Consider the following 19,228-nt stretch of genomic DNA (forward strand, 5'->3'; position numbering starts at 1 on the left):
CAAGAGTCCAAAGGAGGACTGATGCGCTATTTCGACACCCACACCCATGCCATTTCGCCCGACACCGAGGCATTCCCTCCGAAGCCGCTCGGCGGCACTCGCTCTGAGTGGTCGCAGACCCGTCCTGTCGACGTCGACGGATTGATCCGAAGCCTCGATGAGGCCGGAGTCGAACAGGCAGCGCTCGTCCACGCCTCCACCGTCTACGGCTTCGACAACAGCTATGCGGCAGCAGCGCTCGCCCGGTACCCCGACCGCCTGGTCGGAGTCGGCGCGGTGAACTTCCTCGCCGACTCCGCCGTGGCCGATTTGCGAGAATTGATCGAGGAGCGCGGCTTCAGCGGCGTCCGGATCAGGGTCTCCGACGGCACAACGAAGGTTCCCACTCCCGGCTCAGGGGTAACTGACGAGCGGATGGAGGGTGTCTGGGACTATGTCACGTCCAACGGGATCCCCGTGTGCGTCCAGATGCACTCCAAGGACGCACTCAAACTTGCACAGGTTCTCGAGCGCCGCCCAACCATGACGGTGCTTCTGGACCACCTCGGCCGCCCCAACGCAGCCGATGGCGCCCCCTACCCCCACCTCGACGAGCTCGGCCAGCTGGCCCGCTTCTCCGGAGTGCACCTAAAGATCACGCCTCCCGCGCTCAAACGGCTGGGCGACGAGCCAGGCGCCAATGTCACAGAGGTGCTCGGCCGCCTCATCGAGACGTTCGGGGCGGACAGGATCATGTGGGGTTCGAACTTCCCGGCCTCGGCCGGGACCCTTTCCCAGCTGCGTGCGTCCATCGAGGACTCCCTGCCCGTGCTCGACGACGAGCAGAGGGCAGCGATCCTCGGCGGCAACGCAGCCCGCGTCTATACAGCGAAAGTGAGCGCACGATGATGATCAGGAAGCTCAGGACCATAGGGGTCCTCGCCGCAGTGGCGCTCAGCGCCGCGGCCTGCGGCTCGAGCGCCGGCGCCGGCAGCGCGTCGGCGTCACTCCCTACCACGATGGATGGCCTGGTCAAGCAGGCGCAGAGCGAGGGCGAGGTCGACTGGTCGGCCCCCAAGCCGCAGTCCCAGATGCAGCCCGCGATCGACCTCTTCGAGAAGAAGTACCCGGGCATCAAGGTCAAGTACACCAACACCAAGGCCCCCGACCAGGCCAGCCAGCTCAAAGTTGAAGAGGCGGCCAAGAAGGTCTCCATCGATGTCGCCAACGCCGGCGGCCTGACCGTCCCGCCAGCACAGAGCCTGGCCGAGACGGTGAACTGGACCCAGTACGGCGTCGCTCAGGCGGACGCGATGTTCTCCAACAAGCTCGTCTACATCTGGTCCGCCCCCAAGGTCTGGGCCTACAACACCACCAAAGTGAAGCCCGCGGACGTTCCGAAGACGTGGGACGACCTCCTGAACCCGCGGTGGGCCGGGGGGCAGATCGCCGCCGATTCGCGAGCCGACTTCATGACCGTCTGGGACCTCGACCCCTCGATGGGCCAGGACAAGGCCGACGCGTGGGCGAAGAAGTTCGCGGCCCAGAAGCCCCATTACACGACGGATACGACCTCGGCCGAGTCGCTCATCGAGTCCGGCCAGGTGGCAGTGGGCACGAGCCTGATCAACCTGGTCCTTCAAGCGCAGAAGAAGGGCGCCCCCGTCGCGCTGGCCCCGATTTCGCCGACCAACGCGAACGAGTCCTACCTCTACGTGCCCAAGGGCGCCCCGCACCCCGCGGCAGCCGTGCTGCTGACCTCCTTCCTCTCCTCGGACACGGCCCAGGCCGCTCTTTCGAAGACCTACAACTCGCGGATCCCCACCACCACCGACTGCTCCAATCAGGGCCAGAACGCGGTGCTCAAGGCGATCTGCTCGGCGGGTCTCAAGTGGGAGCCGACGACGGCGGCCGGCTACACGTCCCTCGCAGACTTCTTCCCCAAGGCCCAGACGGCCCTCGGGACGAACCTCGGATAGGCGATTCTCATGTCGGTGAAGACAACGGAGGCGCCCGCCGTGGGCGCGGCGCCTCCGCCTCCCCAGCAACCCAAGCGAATTGGACGCGGTCCCGGCGGCTGGGCTGGCATCGCCGTGAACGCGGCGCTAGCCCTCCTGGTGGGTTACCTGGTCCTTGTCCCGCTGGTCATCCTGCTCTACAGCAGCTTCAAGGCCTCAGCGACCGACCTTCCCTTCGACGTCCCCGGCTTCTCGGTGGACAACTACATCTCCATCTTCCAGTCCGGGCAGCTCGGTTCGGTCGCGCTCAACACAGCCATCTACACGGTCGGTTCGCTCCTGGTCTCGCTCGTGCTCAGCCTGTGCCTTGCGTACCTGTTCGAGCGGACTGACATCCCCGGCCGCAAGATTCTGGCTCCGCTCGCGCTCGCTCCCATGGCCGTGCCGGTGACCGTCACTGCTATCGCGTGGGCCATCGTCGCGAATCCCTCGAACGGGCCCCTGGCCATCCTGCTCCGGCAAATCGGGATCCACATCAACGTCTACTCGATGCCCGGGATGATCATGGTGATGGGCATCTTCGGCGTGCCGAGCATGTACCTCATGATCGCCCCAGCCCTCGGGCGGCTGAATCCTGAACTCGAGGAAGCGGCCGCGACCGTCGGCGCGCCCCTGATCCGCAGGCTGCGGCTCATCGTCCTGCCGCTCATCGGGCCCGCCGTGTCCGCAGCGTCGATGCTGCTCGTCGTCGTGATCCTCGAAGGATTCGCCATCCCGGCCCTCCTCGGCCTGCCGAATCGCACGTTCGTCTTCAGCAGCCTGATCCAGTTCTCCCTGCAGCCGCCCAGCGGGTTCGCGAACTACAGCAAGGCCAGCACCTACGGCGTCCTCATGCTCGTGCTCTCCTTCGCGATGCTCATGGTCTACCGCCGCCGCATCCGTGATGCCCACCGCTTCAGGGTCGTCAGCGGAAAGGGCTACCGGCAGACGCGGACGCCCTTGGGCAGGTGGCGGATCCCCGTGGTCATCGTCGTCGCCGTCTACATGTTCCTTGGCGTCGTCCTCCCGGTGCTGGCGCTACTGTGGACGAGCCTCTCTCCCTACGCCCGCCCGATCACCTGGGACGGCCTACGGGACCTCTCGCTCACCAACTATGCCAACGTCCTCACTGCGCGGGGAATGGGCCAGACGATGCTGAACACGGCCGAAGTCGTCCTCGTGACGGCGACGGCGGCGACAGCGATCGGAACCTGGATCGCGGTGGCAGCCGCCCGGCGCCGCTTCCGCGGCAGCGGGATGCTCTTCGAGGCGACCTCGCTCGCGTTCGGCGTCCCCAGCATCGTCTTGGGAGCAGCGGTCCTGTACCTGTACCTCTTCGTGCCGATCCCGATCTACGGAACGGTGTGGATCATCGCAGTAGCGCTTGTCGCCCGCTTCCTTCCGCGTGCGTCCCGGCTCATCCAGACGGCCCTGCTCCAGCTCGACGAGGGCCTCATCGAGGCGGCCCGCGTTACCGGGGCCTCCCCGTTCACGGTGACGAGGAAGATCCTGCTGCCACTGCTGAGCCCGGCCCTGTGGAAGACGTGGCTGTGGATCTTCGCCCACGCCTTGGGAGAGCTTCCGATCGCGCTGCTGCTGACGAGCTCCGACAACCGAACGCTCGTGGTGGAGCTCTGGAACACCTTCACCTCGAGCGCGGACTACCCGCAGGCAAGCGCCCTAGCGGTGATCATCCTGATGATTTCGACGATAGCGGTCTGGCTCGTGAACCGACGCGGGGCCGCAGAGGTAGAGGCATGAGCAACATGAGCGCACAACCAACAGCAAGCTCGATCACGATCCATGAGCTGCGCAAGAGCTATGGCCGGCCCCGCGCGGGCGATCCTTCCTACGCCGTCGACGGCGTCTCCTTCGAAGTCCCGAAGGGGCAGTTCGTGACCCTCCTCGGGCCGAGTGGCTGCGGGAAGACCACCACCCTGCGCTGCTTGGCGGGACTCGAGCAGCCGGACAGCGGCCGGATCGTGATGGCCGGGCGGACGGTCTTCGATGCAGGGCAGCGTCATCAGGTCCGGACCGAGGAACGGCCTATCGCCATGGTCCCCCAGCACTACGGGATCTGGCCGCACATGACTGTGCTCGACAACGCCGCCTTCCCGCTCCGGCACGGCCGCGCGCGCAAGGGCCAGCAGAACATCAAGCAGCGCACCCTCGAGATGCTCGACCAAGTCGGCCTCTCCGGATTCGCGGACCGCTGGGCCACCCAGCTCAGCGGCGGCCAGCAGCAACGCCTCGCCCTCGCCCGCGCGCTCCTCTCCGAGCCGGAGGTCCTGCTGCTCGACGAGCCGCTCTCGAACCTCGACGCCAAGCTCCGCGTCAAACTTCGGATGGAACTGCGGGCCTTCCAGGAGCAGTTCGGCGTCACCTCCGTCTACGTGACCCACGACCAGGCCGAAGCCCTGGCTCTCTCAGACACGGTCGTCGTCATGAATGGTGGGCGGATAGAGCAGATCGACTCCCCCGAGCGGCTCTACCAGCAGCCGCGGACCTCCTTCGTCGCCGATTTCATCGGAAGCGCCAACCTGATCCCAGCGCGACACGTCTCAGAGGTCTCGAACGGGTTCCTCGTCCAGACGGACCTCGGCGCTTTTCTGTGTGCCAGCAGGGGCCAGCAGAAGGCGACGTCCTCCGAAACCGGGCACGTCTGCATTCGGCCCGAAAACGTCGAGGTCCACCCGCTCCACTCGTCCCCAGCCAACGTCGCGGACCACAACGAGATCGCCGGCGTTGTCGCCGGCGCGGAGTTCCTCGGCGACCGGCTTGAACTACTCGTCGACGTCAAGGGGACAAGGCTGACTGTCACCGCCTCCGCGGGACTCTCGGCGCGCACCGGGGATCCCGTCGTCGTCCGAGTGCAGCCCGCCCATACCCGCTATCTCGCTTCTTGATGGCTGGCAACGGGACCATGGGGCTTGCGGGAAGTGCCGAGAGGGCCGGAGTGGCGGAAGGAATCAATGACGCCCAACTGGCCTCTGAGCTCAGGGTGAGCGTTGCCCGGCTCCATCGACGAATGGTTTCCGAGCGGGATCCCGACAATCCTCTGTCCATCGCAGCAATGGCTGTGCTGAGAGCCTTGGACCGCTACGGCGTGCTCACCCTGAGCGAGCTCGCCGCACATGAACACGTTCAACCGCCCAGCATGACAAGGACCGTGAATTTCCTCGAGCAGGCCGGGTGCGTCCTGCGAGCGCCACATCTGATCGACGGCCGGTCGATCCAGGTTTCACTGACCGAGCTCGGCCGTGAGCAGTTGCTCAACGACCGCAGACAGCGGGACGCATGGCTGGCGCAGCGCCTCAACGAACTCGACTCAGACCAGCGAAACATCCTCAAACTCGCCGCGCCGATCCTTGAAGCGCTTTCGCACCGTGCGTGAGTCGGGCTGAGACGTCATCGCCCGTCGATTCGGGCGCGGCTTGTCCGAGAGGCCCGCGGGGTAAAGGGCCCGGAGACGCTCTCTAGGTCACCAACGCCCCAGGAGGAAACATGAGCGACGTCCAGCCGACCAGCGGCCAAGTCGACAACGAGGTGCTGTCCAACTACCTGCACAGCCACATCATCGCCGCCAACTCGGGAAAGCGGCTTTTTGAAGAGGCAGCCAAGGTGTGGAGCGGAACGCCCCACGGCCCCACCTTCGAGCGGCTCGCGCGCGAGGTGACGGAGGATTCCGACGAGCTTGAGCGCATAGCGAAGAGCCTCGGAGTCGAGCTTCCCCCGCACAAGCAGGCGACGGCCTGGATCGGCGAGCAGGCATCGAAGCTCGGTCCCCTCAACCCCGCCCATGCCGCAGGCGGTCACCCGAGTCAGCTCGAGCTCGAGGGGCTCATCACCGCGGCGACGGGCAAGTCACTGCTGTGGGAGACCCTCCTCCTGCTCGCCGATCAGGACACCCGGATCGAAGCACTCACCGTGGAGCGTCTCCACGACCGCGCCCTGCGCCAGATCCGGGACCTCTCCGAGGTCATGCGCTCGACGGCGAAGACTCGCTTCCGGCCGGAGGCTGCCCCATCATCTTGAGCATTCCCGCGCCGCCACTGAGGAAGAAACGCACCAGGAGGAAAGCGGCGACGGCGAGGAACATGATGTTCAGCCAAGTCGTGTAATTCCATGAGACCGAGGCTTCGATCACGGTCGCATTGCGCGCCTGAGGGGTCAGGCCGGTGACCGCGAAAAGCAGTTCGACGGCGTACCCGGCCAGAACCATCGCGAGGTAGAACGTCGCGGTGATCCGCAGCGCGGCCCGGCCGCCGTAGTACTTGCGGTAGATCAGGATCACGGGAATCACGATGAGGTCGGCGAAGATGAAGCTCGCCACCCCACCGAAGCTGATGCCCCCGTTCCAAAGGACCGCGGCGAGCGGCACGTTCCCGACCGAGCACACGAAGCTCAGCATCGCGATCACGGGGCCGACCAGCGGCCCCCACACCGCCGCGAGGACGGGGTTGCCTTCGAAGAAGAAAGCGCGGAGCCACTCGGTCGGGACCCAGGCCGCGAAGGCACCCGCGATGAGGAGGCCGCCGACGATGTCCCGCCAAACCGACGCCCAGTCCATGACAAAGTAGGCCGCGACCGAATCAAGGCCCTCACGGGAGAACAGGCGCTGCCAGAACGTCCCCTCGCCTTGGACCGACATGTCCATCGCAGCATGGCCTTCCATCGACCCGGCGATGCCCTTCTCGGCCTGCTCGCGGGCCGCGTCCACGATCTTCCCGCGCATCCAGAGCCGGAAGAAGAGCGCAACGAGGACGATCATGATCGGGCCGCCAATGAATTCCGCGAGCGTGAACTGCCAACCCATGAGCAGCGCGAGGATCAGCCCGAGTTCGATCACGAGGTTGGTCGAGGCGATTTCGAAGGCCATCGCCGAGGCAAAGCTCGCTCCCTTGCGGAACAGGCTCCTCGCGAGGGCCACCGCGGCATAAGAGCACGACGACGACGCCGCGCCCAGTCCCGCCGCCGCGGCCAGGGCGCGGGGCGAGTCCCCCGAGAGCAGCCGGGTGACGTGCTCCCGGCGCACGAGCGCCTGCACAATGCCGGAGAGGGCGAAGCCCAGGATCAAAGGCCACAGGATCTCCCACGCCATAGATCCGGCCGCAGCCAGAGCGTGCAGCACTGCATTCACGGCTTCCATGGTCATCGCGCTCCTTCCGTTGGCTGCTCCAATGCTTCCCCCTCTCAGCGGAGGCTTCCAGCACGTAGGCCTTCGCTTCACTTGCTGCGGTCACGTCCTCGGCTACTGCGGGCGCCAGGAATCCGGCGGAAGCGATAGTATCTGCGCATGCATGCAGATAAGAAGATTTGCGGCCTGGACCCCGATTCGCAGTACGTGGACCTGGCTGTCGAGGTGTTCTCAATGCTTGCGGACGCAACGCGCGTTCGGATCATCCTCGCTCTGCGTGAGAACGAGGAGCTCTCGGTGAACCGCCTCGCTGAAATCGTGGACAAATCCCCGGCGGCTGTGTCTCAGCACCTGGCCAAACTGCGCCTGGCCCGCATCGTTGCGGCCCGACAGGAGGGCACGAGGGCGTTCTACCGGCTCGCGAACGAGCACGCCTCCCAGATGGTCTCCGACGCGATCTTCCAAGCCGAGCACTCCCTCGGCGGTGTCCCGCGCCACCACCATCCGAGCGCCGACGCCGGGCGGAAGGAACCCGCATGAGCGGGGAGCACGCGCCGGCTCACGAGAAGCACGATCACGGGCATGAGCACGGGCATGCTCATGATCACGGTCACGGCCATGAGCACGATCACCATAACCACGGGCACGATCACCACGATCACGAGCACTCGCACGGATTCCTCGGAACGCTCAAGGAGTTCTTCGTCCCCCACACCCACGATGCCTCCGACTCCATTGACGACGCGCTCGAGGCCAGCACCGAGGGCGTGCGCGCACTGAAGATCAGCCTGTTCGTGCTCTTGGGCACGACACTCCTGCAGTTCCTCGTGGTGCTGGTCAGCGGCTCGGTCGCGCTTCTAGCGGACACGGTGCACAACTTCTCTGACGCGCTCACCGCAGTGCCGCTCTGGATCGCCTTCGTTCTCGCCCGGCGTCCTGCGACGCGCCGCTACACCTATGGCCTGGGCAAAGCCGAGGATCTCTCGGGCCTGTTCATCATCGCCGTCGTCGCCCTCTCGGCGGTCGTGGCCGCGTGGCAGTCGGCCGAGCGGCTTATCCATCCGCAACCGCTGGAGAACCTGTGGTGGGTAGCCGCCGCCGGTGTCGTGGGTTTCGCGGGGAACGAGGCTGTCGCGGTCTATCGCATCCGGGTCGGACGCCGGATCGGCTCGGCCGCGCTCGTGGCGGACGGGGTGCACGCCCGCACGGACGGGTTCACCTCGCTCGCCGTCGTCGTCGGCGCCGCCGGCGTCATGCTCGGATTCCCGCTCGCGGACCCCATTGTCGGCCTGCTCATCAGCGTCGCAATCTTCGTACTCCTGTGGGGCACTGTCCGCAGCTTGGGACGGCGCCTCTTGGACGGCGTCGAACCCGAACTCGTAGACCGTGCGGAGCACGCCCTCGCAAGCGTTCCGGGAGTCCTGGGAGTCGAGCGAGTCCAGCTTCGGTGGATCGGCCACCGCCTCCACGGATCGGCCTTGGTCCGCGTCGCGGCCTCCGCGACGGCCGCTCAGACGGATGCCCTGCGGGCGGAGGCCGCGCACCTCCTCGGTCACGCGCTCCCCAACCTCGAAGATGTCACGGTCGCAGCCACGGCGTCGTCCCTGCGCTGATGCGTTGGTTCTCTGATCCGCCGCTGGTGGATCGAATGCCTCGCGGGCTGATGACAGGAGCGAAGTCCTTGGCGCAGACTGCCGGTGGGACACCGAACTCCCGCCAGAGACGATCTCCTGCCAAATAGGAAGAGAGCACGCTGATGGACGGCACCCTCCTGCGCACACTCGGTTCCGGACTCGCGGCTGGCGCTGCCGGTACGACGGCCTTGAATGCCGCGACCTATCTGGATATGGCCCTCCGGGCGAGGCCCGCCAGCAGCACGCCTGAGGAATCGGCGCGACGCCTCGCTCACGCCGCTGGAGTGCAGATCCCTGGGGACGAGGAGGCGCAGCAGAACCGCCTTGCCGGCCTCGGCCCGCTGCTCGGAATCGGGGCCGGCCTCGCAACCGGAGTCGCCCTCGCGGCTGCCCGGGCCGTCGGATTCAGGCCGGGGCGGACGGTCGGCGCCGCAGTGGCCGCGGCGGCAGCGATGGCTGCGGGAAACGCACCTATGGTGGTCTTGAAAATCACCGACCCGAGAACTTGGTCTGCGGCCGAGTGGGCGAGTGACATCCTTCCGCACCTGGCCTACGGGATCGCGGCCGACGCCGTCCTCCGCTCGGAGAGTTGACATAACTCGTCAAGCTTGCGCTGTTCTCTGTTAACTCGCGCTGTTCTCTGTTAGTTCAACAACGGATCACAGCCTCTTCACAGGAACGTAAGTCCCAACCCAGAGGCTTGAGGGGCCGGGATCCAGCCCACACGCATCTGCGTCCCTCAAGCCGCGGGGGGAGCGCTTCCCGGGAAAACACCATGGAAGCCTCGCCCGCATGTGCCTCGATGCGCTCTGGGCTCTGAAGAGGAGAACCGCAAATGGCCAAGCCGCCAAGAGCCGACCGAAGATCCCTCAATCCACAACAACGTGGGACTTTCGGCCTGCGCAGGCTGTCGACGCCCCTACCCGGGCGCAAGCCGCTCTCGATCATCGCCGCGAGCTGCACGCTCGTCCTTCTGGGTGGTGGCATTGCCGCCGCCTCGACCATCCCGCTCGGCCAGAACCAGGTCGGCAGCCAGTATGAGAACGGCGAACAGGTCGCGTCGAACCAGGTGATCAAGCCCATCGGTGACCGCGTGATGACGCCGTTCGGCAAGATCATGGGCTCGACTGTCAGCCCGGACGGCCGCTATCTCGTCGGGACCAGCACCGACCGCTCAGTCGACCTGCAGGTGTTCGACCTCAAGACGTACAAGCCGGTGGCTGCAGCCGGGACGCTCGCAGCCACCTCGTTCGCGGCAGCGGCGAGCAACGCCGGCTACCTGAACATGAGCTATCAGCACATCACTGACGGTTCAGTCGGCCAGGAAGGCCCCGCCTTTTCCCCCGACGGCAAGTTCCTCTACGCACCGGTTGCGACGGGCATCGTCCGCTACCCCTTCAACTCAGACGGCTCGCTCGGCGCTGGCACGAAGATCAGCATTCCGACCGTGGGCGGCAAAGAGGCACTGACCGCCGGCATGGCGTTCTCCCCCGATGGGTCGACGCTTTACGCAGCGGTGAACGGCCAGAACACGGTCGTGGCCCTCGACCCGGTCGCGGGCACGATCAAGCAGACCTTCACTACCGGCATCGCCCCGCGCCAGCTCAAGTTCGTCGGAACGAAGCTGTACGTCTCCAACGAGGGCGGCCACGAGGCCGCGGCCGGTGATACGACGATGGGCTCGTACGGAACGCAGGTTCCCGCTGACACGTATCTGGGCACCTCGACGAGCGGCACCATCAGCGTCATCGACACGGCCAACGCCTCTGCAGCCGTCTCATCGATCGACGTCCAGCTGCACCCGACCGCGATGTACCTCGACGGTTCCACCCTGTACGTGGCAAACACCAACAGCGACACCGTCTCGGTCGTGGACACCGCGAGCAACAAGGTCATGCAGACCATCGCGACCCAGCCCTGGGCTTCGTCCCAGGTGGGCTACGAGCCGACGGCGATCACCATGCAGGGTGATCACCTGCTGGTCTCGCTTGGCCGTGCGAACGCGATCGCGGTCTACAAGGTCAACAAGCAGGATCCGAAGGATCCGGCCAGCTACATCGGCCTCCTGCCGACCGACTACTACCCCGGGAATGTCACCGCGGTGAACGGCCAGATCGTGGTCACCAATATTCGCGGCATCGACGCGCGTGGCCCTGAGCTGAGCTACAACAAGGGCCCCGGCACCACCGTCGCGACCGGTCACGGCACCCACTCCACGACGGCCTCGCTCACCAGGTTCACCCTGCCAAGCGACGACCAGATCCAGCAGTACACCGACACCGTGTTCCAGCAGAACGGCTGGGACGGCAGCTCCGTCAAGCAGGCCACTGCAGCCCAAGCCGCGAACGTCCCGGCAGTAGCCATTCCGAAGCGGATCGGGGACCCGTCGACGATCAAGCACGTGTTCCTCATCGTCAAGGAGAACCGCACCTACGATCAGGTGTACGGCGACATGAAGCAGGGCAACGGAGACGCCTCGCTCGCGCAGTTCGGCGCGAAGGTCACCCCGAACCAGCACGCGCTGGCCGCCCAGTTCGGTCTCTACGACAACACGTACGACATCGGCACCAACTCGGCCGAGGGCCACAACTGGATGATGCAGGGGGACAACCCGGCCTACACGGAGACCAGCGCCGGCGAGTACACCCGCTCGTACGACACCGAGGAGGATGTCCTGGGCCATCAGCGCTCCGGCTTCCTCTGGACCTCGATCCAGTCCGCCGGCAACACCGCGAGGAACTACGGCGAGTTCGAGTACCAGGAGGGCAAGCCGGCCGGCGCGACGTGGCAGCAGTACTACTGCGCGGCCACGAGCACGATGAACGGCGGTGACCCGTCGCAGCTGTTCACCCCGTCGCTCCAGATGCACGCCGGCTCGGCCATCCCCTCGCTCAACGCGATCGCGGACCCGAATGCCGCGCCGTTCGACACCTCGGTGCCGGACATCTACCGGTACACGACGTGGAAGCAGGACTTCGAGAAGAACGGTCCGAAGAACTTCCAGATGATGTGGCTCTCGAGCGACCACACGGGTGGAACGGCCGATCCCGAGGCGCAGGTCGCGGACAACGACCTAGCGGTGGGCAAGATCGTCGACGAGATCTCGCATTCGCAGTACTGGAAGGACTCGGCGATCTTCATTGCTGAGGACGACAGCCAGGATGGCGCCGACCACGTCGACGGCCACCGCGCGCCGGTCCAGGTGATCAGCCCGTACGCCGTGCACGGCCAGACCGTCAACACGTTCTACTCCCAGATCAACATGGTCCGGACCATCCAGCAGATCCTCGGTGCGCAGCCGCTGAACCAGAAGGTCGCCGCTGCCACCCCGATGTTCGACGCCTTCACCAACAAGCCGGACATGACGCCGTTCAACGCGGTCCCGAACCAGGTCCCGCTGACCGAGGGCGTCAAGACTGCCCCGTCGTGCGGCCTCGACACGCTAGGCCAGACGGGCGCCGCTGCTGCAGCGGTCAACACCGCCGCAGCGCAGGCGGCTGCCGTTCCCCCAACGATGCAGGAGACCGCACAGGAGTGGGACAACTGGTCCGAGCAGCAACACCTGACGGGCAATGGCGCGAAGGAAGACTTCGCGAACCCCTACCTGTTCAACCGCTGGACTTGGTACCAAACCCACAACTGGCAGAGCCCGTATCCCGGCGATGCCAAGATCTACGGCCCTAACGACGTGCCAGGCATCCCCGCAGGGTCAACGAGCCACGAGGACGGCTGATCGAGACGCCCGAGTAGCTAGCCGGAAGAAGCTGAAGGCCGCCTCCCCCGGGGAGGCGGCCTTCAGCCGTTCAAAGGGCGACGCCGGAGGCCGAGTTGCGTTTCCTCAGGCCGAGGCGGGGACAATCCTCGCGCAGCACTCGCCATGCCCCTGTCCTGGCACGATCGCCTCCACGCGGCGATCCGAGTCGCCGCACCCTTCGAGGGCGCCTGCGAGTAGGGCTCCGTTGAGGGCACAGACGACGGCGCGGTGCCCGGAGGCGAGAGCGTGGAACGGGCAGTTGGCCAGCTCGATGCACTCTTCATCTTCCCTGCGGGGGACCGGTGCATAACCAGTAGCTTCGAGCACCGCCTCGATGGTCCCGTGCTGCCGCCCGATAGCAGCGCCCTCCTGGCGTCCTACCTTCTCCAAGCTCTCCGCCATCGGCTCCCCCAGCTGGATTGACCGCTCGGCTGCCGAGGCCATGAGCTCCCCTGCAAGTTCATAGCTGCGCTCGGGCACGGAGGCGAGCACCTCATCCGCTGCCGGAGTGTAGAACTTCGAGGGACGGCCGGTGCCGGGACCTCCGGGGCCCGGCTTGGCGAAGCCGGCCTCGAGGACGCCTTCCTCGGCCAGCCGGTCGAGCTGGGCGGCGGCTACCCCCCGAGTGAGGCCAAGCGCCTGCGCAGCCTCGTCCCGCCCCACCGGTCGGCCAGCCTGCCTCACATAGTCGAACAACGCCCTGCGCGTGGTGTCGCCGAGCGATGCGACAGCGGCGATCCTCTGAGACCAGCGAGAAGAAGCCATGCCTCCAGTGTAAATCCAAAAACGGTAGATCTTGTTTTAGATTGGGGGTGGGAACTAAAATCAGTCATGTCAGTTTTGGAAAGGAGCACATCATGTCCTCTGCATCAACCGGCCGCCGCCTCCACTTCCCGGTTCGCCGCTCCTCCTCGGTTCGTACGATGGGCGGAGCAGAGCAGGCCTACGCCATGCTGCGCACGCTCTACGTCGTCGCACCCTTGCTGTTCGGGCTGGACAAATTCTTCAACGTCCTCACCTACTGGCCCACCTATCTGGCCCCGGTCGCAACCCAGATCGTGCCGCTGAGCCCTCAGGGCTTCATGTACATCGTGGGTGCCGTCGAGATCGCCGCAGGCCTCCTCGTCGCCTTCAAGCCTCGGTGGGGATCCGTCGTCGTCGCCCTCTGGCTCGCCGGAATCATCGTGAACCTGCTCGTCCTCGGACACTTCTACGATGTCGCACTCCGCGACTTCGGCCTCCTGGTCGGCGCGCTTGCCCTCAACCGTCTCACCGCCCGCAGGGCCTGAGATGCCAACCAAGATCGAAGGAGGCGCAGAATGCGTTTCCCGCCCACCATCCACGTGCTCTACATCGAGGACTGCCCGAACTGGGAAGGCGCGCTGAGGCTCGCCCGCGACGCGGCGTGGTCCGCTGGGGCGGCCGAGGTGGACGTCCTCGCCACTGAGGTCAGCACTCCGCAGCAGGCCGCGCAGCTCGGGTTCGCCGGTTCGCCGACGATCCTCGTCGCCGGCAGGGATCCCTTCCCCGGCGTTCGCAGTCCAGCGCTGAAGTGCAGGGTGTTCCAGACCTCGGGTGGCCCTTCCGGGCTTCCCGACCGCGGGCAGCTCGTACAAGCAATCCGGACGGCGATTGCTGCCTGAGCAGTCGATTGGATGGTGCGACCGGCTTCGCCGCCTAGCCCACCTTCTCGGCAGCCAGCTGTGCGCCCCACTGCTCGGCCCGCTCGAGTTCGCCGTCGAGCAGTGGGCCCTCCTTGCCCTCCACGAAATACGATGTCGGGGCGGCCGCTTGCTCCGCGCCGGCCGCTTCCAGAGCGTGGGCGATCTTCTTTGCGGCGTCGCCGTGGAAGAACGATTTGACCCTCGTATCGAAAGAGGTTGCGCGAATGCCCGAAAGCGCATCGGGAGCGAGGGCCTCGAGCCAGCCGGAGATTTCCGGTAGCGGCCGCCACGCGTTGATCGGGCTTCCCACAATGAGCAGCTGGCCCGGCTTGAGGTGGCCAGCATTGAATTTCTCAGCCTCCACAACATGGCTGCCAGGACCGAGGCCCCTGGCAATCGCCTCTGCAACCTTGCGGGTGTTGCCGAAATTCGATTCGTAGACGACGACAGCTTCCATGGTGTCCCTCCTAGGTGCTCGCCCGGCTATCCCCCCGCTCTTCCCAGAGTAGGAACTGCCGAACCGGTGCGATCAGAGCCAAAGGGCCCCTGATTGGAGGCCTGACCGGCATGCGGCGTCAGCTGAGCGGTCCTCCTCGGCATCGTGGTGGGCCTCAGCGTCCATCCAGAGGCCCACATCAGGGGTGTTGGCAGGCAACTCCTCCCGGCTATCGTGGGGTTTGTGCCGCTCAACGGTGAACGGCACGCGTGAGGGGTGACCGATGACGGAGATCGACCAGCAGGCCGCGTTGACGGTCGACCAGGTGGAGCTGACGCACGAGGCGATCGTCGTGCTCCGGAGCCTATTCGAGACATATCCGGTGTGCCCGATGACTCATGAACTTGTCGAGGCACAGCTTGAGGAGCTCGAGGGCGAAATCGAGCGGATGGATGCGTCCAGCAGCCGCGTAAGCGAACGCCTATTCAAGATCGAGCAGCAGGTCATCGATGGCGACATCGATGTGCTCGCATCGATCGTATCGGCGGTGATTGAGCAGCACCTGATGGCCCTCAGATAGCTCGTTGATTCCAGAGGTATCGGCTCTCGGCTTCTGTGTGACAATGACCCCAGACGGCACGCTCGACGCGACCGGCTGGGGTCTATTCGTTGTTCTGTGCCGATGGAGTTCAGATGTCCCGCTTTTCGCCGCGATCGCTCGTCGCACCGATCGCACTCCTTGCACTGGCAACCGCAGCCCTGACCGGATGCTCACCGTCGTCGACGACCTCGGGCGCAAGCTCACCGACGCAGAACGCGGCCGATAACAGCGTCGGCGGCTGGGTCGGCACCGCCCAGGGTGCGGCAATGTTCCTCCAATGGACGCGCAACGGCGACAACGTCACCGGCAGCCTGGTCGAGACGAATATCCAGTCGAGCGACACCACCAAGACGCAGAACTACAACGACTCGTTTACTGGGACGATCTCGGGCAGCAGCGCGACCCTCACCTTCAGCGGCGTGCTCGGCGCGACCTCCAATCTCTCTGCCTCGCTTCAGGGCGGCAACATCATCATGTCCTTCCCCCAGAGCAACGGCACGATTGACACTGTCACGATGACGCCCGGTAGCGTCGCCCAGTACAACGAGGACGTCTCGAGCCTCAACGGGCAGGCACAGGCCAATGCGCAGGCGTCGGCGAGTGCAGCAGCGGCGGCGGCGCAGGCAAGCGCGAGTGCGGCGGCGGAGGAAGCCTTCCAGCAGCGGGTCAACAGCGAGCAGCAGCAGGCGAGCAACGACCTCGCCTCGCTCCAGCACGACGACGACTTCACGCCTGGGCTGAAGGCGATGGAGGGCGATCTTACGCAGACCGCGGCGGACCTTCAGCGCACGCGGTCCGACGCCGCCAAGGGTGGCGGGGACCAATGCCTCAACGCCAGCACGACGGTGTACAACGACGCGGCAACCACGGTCTACAACGACGTGCAGACCAACCTCTACAACCATTCGCTCGATCTTGAGAATCAGGCCCAGACGGTTCGTCAGGAGGTCTCCAATCTCCAGAGCGACCTCCAGGCGCTTCAGAACGACGGGGCGACCGGCCCCTCAGAAGCGCCAAGCGAGATCAGCGGGGCGAACGCGGCGATCGCCGCCACGGTGGCCGCGGCCAACCAGCACATCGACCAGGGCAACGCCTACGTCGCGACGTCCTATCAGGTGGCCAACGGCATCGCCGTCGGGCCATGTGCCGGTACCGGGCCGGGCAACCCGCCCGAGCCGGTGAAGCACATCAACTGACGGCACAAGCCCGTAGGTAGCGCTGCGGCAGGTTGAGGTGCCGAGCCCCTAAGCTTCGCTTTGTGCGCGAAATCGACTTCTTCATAGAGTCCGACACTGATGATCCGTTTGACCGGGGGCAGATACACCTGGACGAAGATTTGATCAGACGGGTGCACGCCGGCGATAGCGCTGGGATGACGGACATCGAAGTTGCAGTTCCCTTGGCACGGCTGGTCCATGACGAATACCTTTCTCGCGCAACGGACGAGAACATGAGAATCAACGTCGCCCAATCACGAGCGGTGATGTCGGCGCTGCGGAACGTCTTGGAACGACTCGGCGTGCCCTTTTCCCCTCCATTCAGGGACTTCGATGACTTTTACAGATATTGGAGGAGGGAAGGCGCGACTGGCTCGGGTTCGTGGGCCGTTCGCCGCCAGATGCTCGCCGATTTGTTCGATCCGGTCCACGACCGGCTGGCTGACCTCGAGGCGGGCGCCGTCGCGTCTGAGCTTGCCCAGCCGATAACTTCTCATACTCGGACTGGTTGGACGTTAGTCGACGAGGAGATCACCGAGTTGCGGCGTCATTTTCAGACCGCGCAGACGCCACAGGACTACAGGAACATCGGTAATGACTGCGTCATAGTGTTGGAGCGGCTGTCCGCCGTTGCCTACGTTGCCAATCGGCACCTGAAGCCCGGGGAGACAGAACCGTCTATTGCGCAAACGAAGAACAGGCTTGAACGGGTGGCCGAGGTTGATCTGGTCGGTCCATCGAACGCCGAGCTGCGCAAGCTCGTCAAGGCTGCTATCGAGCAAGCCCAAGCGGTGAAGCACCGGACGCCGGACAGGCTTCAGGCAGGGATCGCTGCTGACTCTGTAATCCTCTTGGCCAACATATTGCGGCGGATCGCTCTCTCGGTCGGTGAGGGCCAGCAGACCTCGCCTACTCTCAAGTGGGACATCTCTTGAATTACGCGCCGGAGGGGAGACACGAATTGAAACCGAGGCTGATCTCTGCGGCGATCGCCGGCGCGACCATCCTCGCCCTCACCGGTTGCGCCCCTTCATCCCAAGCGCCAGCTCCAAGCACCAGTCCGACCGCCTTGGCGGCCCCGAGCCCAGCTCCGACGGTGACCGTTACCGTGACGGCGACCCCCACTCCCACTCCGACGCCGACGCTGTCTCACGCGGCTTCATCGCCCGACGGCGTCAGCGCGGTCATGACTGGTGATCCCCGAGATACGTTCCTGACGTCCGCCACGGTATGGAACGAGTTCCACTGCGAGTCTCTCCTAGGGACAGACCAGACGAGCCAGAAGGCCCTTACCTGCCTGACTGAACTGGTGGACCTGGGCGCCATCGCACAGGCGATCATCATTGAGCTTGATGCAGTGAGCCCGTGGCCGGCTTCGATCTCGTCCCTGGCGCAGACCACTCGTCAGGACATGAATCAGGTGGCACAGCTCGCAAACACCACTGACTACTCGCCGAGCAATATGAGCGCTCTCGACGAGGCTCTGGTGGCAGCCTCTAATGATGCGTCGGAGTGGAAGCCGACGACGCCCGGAGGAAGCTAGGTCGCAAGGGTACATCGCTGCGACGACACTACCTAGGGGTTAAGGACCGCCGCCCGTAAAGCACTATAGCTGACGGCCCGTCGTACGCCAGTTGTACATGTCAAAGCTGTGATACGTTCGCTTTACTTATTCCGTTCGCAGTCGCACCCACTTGTCCAACGAGTATTAGGGCCGCAAGGCTCTCATTGCTATGCCATGACCTCTTTTGGATGCGACCGCGCATTCATAAGGAGGACTCCTATGAAGAGGCTTGTTTGCGGTGCAGTTGCTGGCGCCGCGCTTTTCGCTGTGACGGCGTGCGGCGGCACTTCGCAGGCAGCGAGCACGACTTCCAGCCCAAGCGCCTCACCGTCTCCGACGCCAACGCCGACCGCGAGCACCTCGACGACGACGCAAGTCGCCTCAGCGATCTACAGCGCCCGCCAGTCGTTCATGAAGGCCGCCTCCGACTGGGACAGCAACGAGTGCGTCTCCATCTTGTCGGCGGGCGATAAGGGACTGACTCCAGGCCTTTGCGTCGCAGACCTCTCCATCATGAACTCGACGGGTCAGACGATCGTCCTTCAGCTCGACGGCGTGAAGCCATGGCCCTCGGAGCTTTCTGATCTCGCAACCAGCACTCGCACCTACGTGAATCAGGCCGCGGGGCTTGCTAACACGACGGACTACTCGACCACGAACATGTACACGTTCAACACCGCGCTCACTCTTGCCGAGAACAAGCTTGAATCCTGGACGCCGTACATGGGGAGCTAGAGCCAGCGGCTCGACCTGTACGTCGGCCTTTCGAGGCCGTTAGCACAACCTGATGGGGAAACTACTTGAAGAAGATCGCAATGGCCGTCCTCTGCGTGGCCACTCTCTCGCTTACTGGTTGCGCACCGTCTAGCTTCATCGCGAAGGGAAGCATCACGGTGACCGGCAGCGTGACCAACAATCAAACAGACAACGATCCGCAGTGCCACGGCTACAACGGCTTCGACGACATGGAGCACGGCGCCCAGATCACCATCACCTCCGATGGGGGGACTGTAAGAAAAACGGTGTGAACGGCGTGGCCTGACCGAAAGGAAGGGCAATGACCGAGACCACCGACATGATCGATCCCGTGACGGGAGAGATCATCGATCAAAAGGAGCTCGCTGAGTCTTTGCTGGAGCAGGCGCGCGAGCAGGGCGTGAGCCTGGTGGGCCCGGGCGGGCTGCTGGCCGGGTTGACCAAGAGCGTGCTGGAGACCGCGCTCGAAGCCGAGATCACCGAGCACCT

General features: G+C 65.1%; 21 protein-coding genes and 1 pseudogene. 19 read left to right on the top strand and 3 right to left on the bottom strand.

Going from position 1 to position 19,228, the window contains the following annotated elements; genetic code table 11:
- Positions 1-21 precede the first annotated feature (21 nt).
- The 6 genes from LK10_RS11080 to LK10_RS11105 all read left to right on the top strand — a co-directional run bounded on the left by LK10_RS11080 (position 22) and on the right by LK10_RS11105 (position 6,011).
- Positions 22-888: an amidohydrolase family protein gene (locus LK10_RS11080; protein WP_043123557.1), complete on the top strand. Its 867-nt coding sequence runs from the start codon at positions 22-24 to the stop codon at positions 886-888.
- Entirely contained in the window at positions 885-1,958 is a 1,074-nt protein-coding gene (locus LK10_RS11085; RefSeq protein WP_043123560.1) for an ABC transporter substrate-binding protein, read from the top strand. The genes LK10_RS11080 and LK10_RS11085 overlap by 4 nt, the downstream gene beginning before the upstream one ends.
- Positions 1,959-1,967: 9 nt before the next feature.
- Positions 1,968-3,737, top strand: a complete 1,770-nt coding sequence (locus LK10_RS11090) for an ABC transporter permease (RefSeq protein WP_081998462.1) — start codon at positions 1,968-1,970, stop codon at positions 3,735-3,737.
- Positions 3,734-4,882, top strand: a complete 1,149-nt coding sequence (locus tag LK10_RS11095; RefSeq protein ID WP_043123563.1) for an ABC transporter ATP-binding protein — start codon at positions 3,734-3,736, stop codon at positions 4,880-4,882. Before LK10_RS11090 ends, LK10_RS11095 begins: the two co-directional genes overlap by 4 nt.
- Positions 4,883-4,932: 50 nt before the next feature.
- Complete coding sequence (locus tag LK10_RS11100; protein ID WP_043123567.1) at positions 4,933-5,370, top strand: MarR family winged helix-turn-helix transcriptional regulator; 438 nt, start codon at positions 4,933-4,935, stop codon at positions 5,368-5,370.
- Positions 5,371-5,480: 110 nt separating this feature from the next.
- Positions 5,481-6,011, top strand: coding sequence for a hypothetical protein (locus tag LK10_RS11105; RefSeq protein WP_043123569.1), 531 nt, complete (start codon positions 5,481-5,483; stop codon positions 6,009-6,011).
- On the opposite strand, the gene LK10_RS11110 is transcribed toward LK10_RS11105, so the two are convergent.
- Positions 5,956-7,131, bottom strand: a complete 1,176-nt coding sequence (locus LK10_RS11110) for a permease (RefSeq protein WP_043123571.1) — start codon at positions 7,129-7,131, stop codon at positions 5,956-5,958. The genes LK10_RS11105 and LK10_RS11110 overlap by 56 nt on opposite strands.
- Positions 7,132-7,272: 141 nt before the next feature.
- Here LK10_RS11110 and LK10_RS11115 point away from each other — a divergent pair, with 141 nt between their 5' ends.
- The 4 genes from LK10_RS11115 to LK10_RS11130 all read left to right on the top strand — a co-directional run bounded on the left by LK10_RS11115 (position 7,273) and on the right by LK10_RS11130 (position 12,480).
- A complete protein-coding gene (locus tag LK10_RS11115; protein ID WP_043123574.1) occupies positions 7,273-7,653 on the top strand; it encodes an ArsR/SmtB family transcription factor in 381 nt (126 codons plus the stop codon).
- Entirely contained in the window at positions 7,650-8,726 is a 1,077-nt protein-coding gene (locus tag LK10_RS11120) for a cation diffusion facilitator family transporter (RefSeq protein WP_043123579.1), read from the top strand. The genes LK10_RS11115 and LK10_RS11120 overlap by 4 nt, the downstream gene beginning before the upstream one ends.
- Positions 8,727-8,869: 143 nt before the next feature.
- Entirely contained in the window at positions 8,870-9,340 is a 471-nt protein-coding gene (locus LK10_RS11125; protein WP_052207224.1) for a hypothetical protein, read from the top strand.
- Between the two features lie 242 nt (positions 9,341-9,582).
- On the top strand, positions 9,583-12,480 hold the full coding sequence (locus LK10_RS11130) for an alkaline phosphatase family protein (RefSeq protein ID WP_052207225.1): 2,898 nt from the start codon (positions 9,583-9,585) through the stop codon (positions 12,478-12,480).
- A 105-nt stretch (positions 12,481-12,585) separates the two neighbouring features.
- On the opposite strand, the gene LK10_RS11135 is transcribed toward LK10_RS11130, so the two are convergent.
- Positions 12,586-13,266, bottom strand: coding sequence for a helix-turn-helix transcriptional regulator (locus LK10_RS11135; RefSeq protein ID WP_043123581.1), 681 nt, complete (start codon positions 13,264-13,266; stop codon positions 12,586-12,588).
- A gap of 92 nt (positions 13,267-13,358) precedes the next feature.
- Between LK10_RS11135 and LK10_RS11140 the strand changes: the two genes are divergently transcribed.
- Both LK10_RS11140 and LK10_RS11145 read left to right on the top strand, forming a co-directional pair.
- Positions 13,359-13,790: a DoxX family membrane protein gene (locus LK10_RS11140; protein ID WP_043123586.1), complete on the top strand. Its 432-nt coding sequence runs from the start codon at positions 13,359-13,361 to the stop codon at positions 13,788-13,790.
- A 30-nt stretch (positions 13,791-13,820) separates the two neighbouring features.
- Positions 13,821-14,144, top strand: coding sequence for a hypothetical protein (locus LK10_RS11145; RefSeq protein WP_043123588.1), 324 nt, complete (start codon positions 13,821-13,823; stop codon positions 14,142-14,144).
- A 34-nt stretch (positions 14,145-14,178) separates the two neighbouring features.
- On the opposite strand, the gene LK10_RS11150 is transcribed toward LK10_RS11145, so the two are convergent.
- Positions 14,179-14,622, bottom strand: a complete 444-nt coding sequence (locus LK10_RS11150) for a flavodoxin family protein (RefSeq protein ID WP_043123591.1) — start codon at positions 14,620-14,622, stop codon at positions 14,179-14,181.
- A 262-nt stretch (positions 14,623-14,884) separates the two neighbouring features.
- Between LK10_RS11150 and LK10_RS11155 the strand changes: the two genes are divergently transcribed.
- The 7 genes and pseudogenes from LK10_RS11155 to LK10_RS11195 form a co-directional block, all read left to right on the top strand.
- On the top strand, positions 14,885-15,181 hold the full coding sequence (locus tag LK10_RS11155) for a hypothetical protein (protein ID WP_043123594.1): 297 nt from the start codon (positions 14,885-14,887) through the stop codon (positions 15,179-15,181).
- Between the two features lie 113 nt (positions 15,182-15,294).
- Positions 15,295-16,398 (top strand): hypothetical protein, encoded by a 1,104-nt coding sequence (locus LK10_RS20880; RefSeq protein WP_052207226.1) that lies wholly within the window; start codon positions 15,295-15,297, stop codon positions 16,396-16,398.
- Between the two features lie 62 nt (positions 16,399-16,460).
- Complete coding sequence (locus LK10_RS11170; protein WP_052207227.1) at positions 16,461-17,354, top strand: hypothetical protein; 894 nt, start codon at positions 16,461-16,463, stop codon at positions 17,352-17,354.
- Positions 17,355-17,515: 161 nt separating this feature from the next.
- Entirely contained in the window at positions 17,516-17,962 is a 447-nt protein-coding gene (locus LK10_RS21910) for a hypothetical protein (protein ID WP_156144137.1), read from the top strand.
- 240 nt (positions 17,963-18,202) lie between these two features.
- Complete coding sequence (locus tag LK10_RS11185; protein ID WP_043123604.1) at positions 18,203-18,718, top strand: hypothetical protein; 516 nt, start codon at positions 18,203-18,205, stop codon at positions 18,716-18,718.
- Positions 18,719-18,783: 65 nt separating this feature from the next.
- On the top strand, positions 18,784-19,011 hold the full coding sequence (locus tag LK10_RS11190) for a hypothetical protein (protein WP_156144138.1): 228 nt from the start codon (positions 18,784-18,786) through the stop codon (positions 19,009-19,011).
- Between the two features lie 47 nt (positions 19,012-19,058).
- Positions 19,059-19,228: pseudogene (locus tag LK10_RS11195) on the top strand (IS256 family transposase); the annotation flags it as partial.

The organism is Sinomonas humi (assembly GCF_000802235.1).
In the GTDB taxonomy this organism is placed as follows: Bacteria; Actinomycetota; Actinomycetes; order Actinomycetales; family Micrococcaceae; genus Sinomonas; species Sinomonas humi.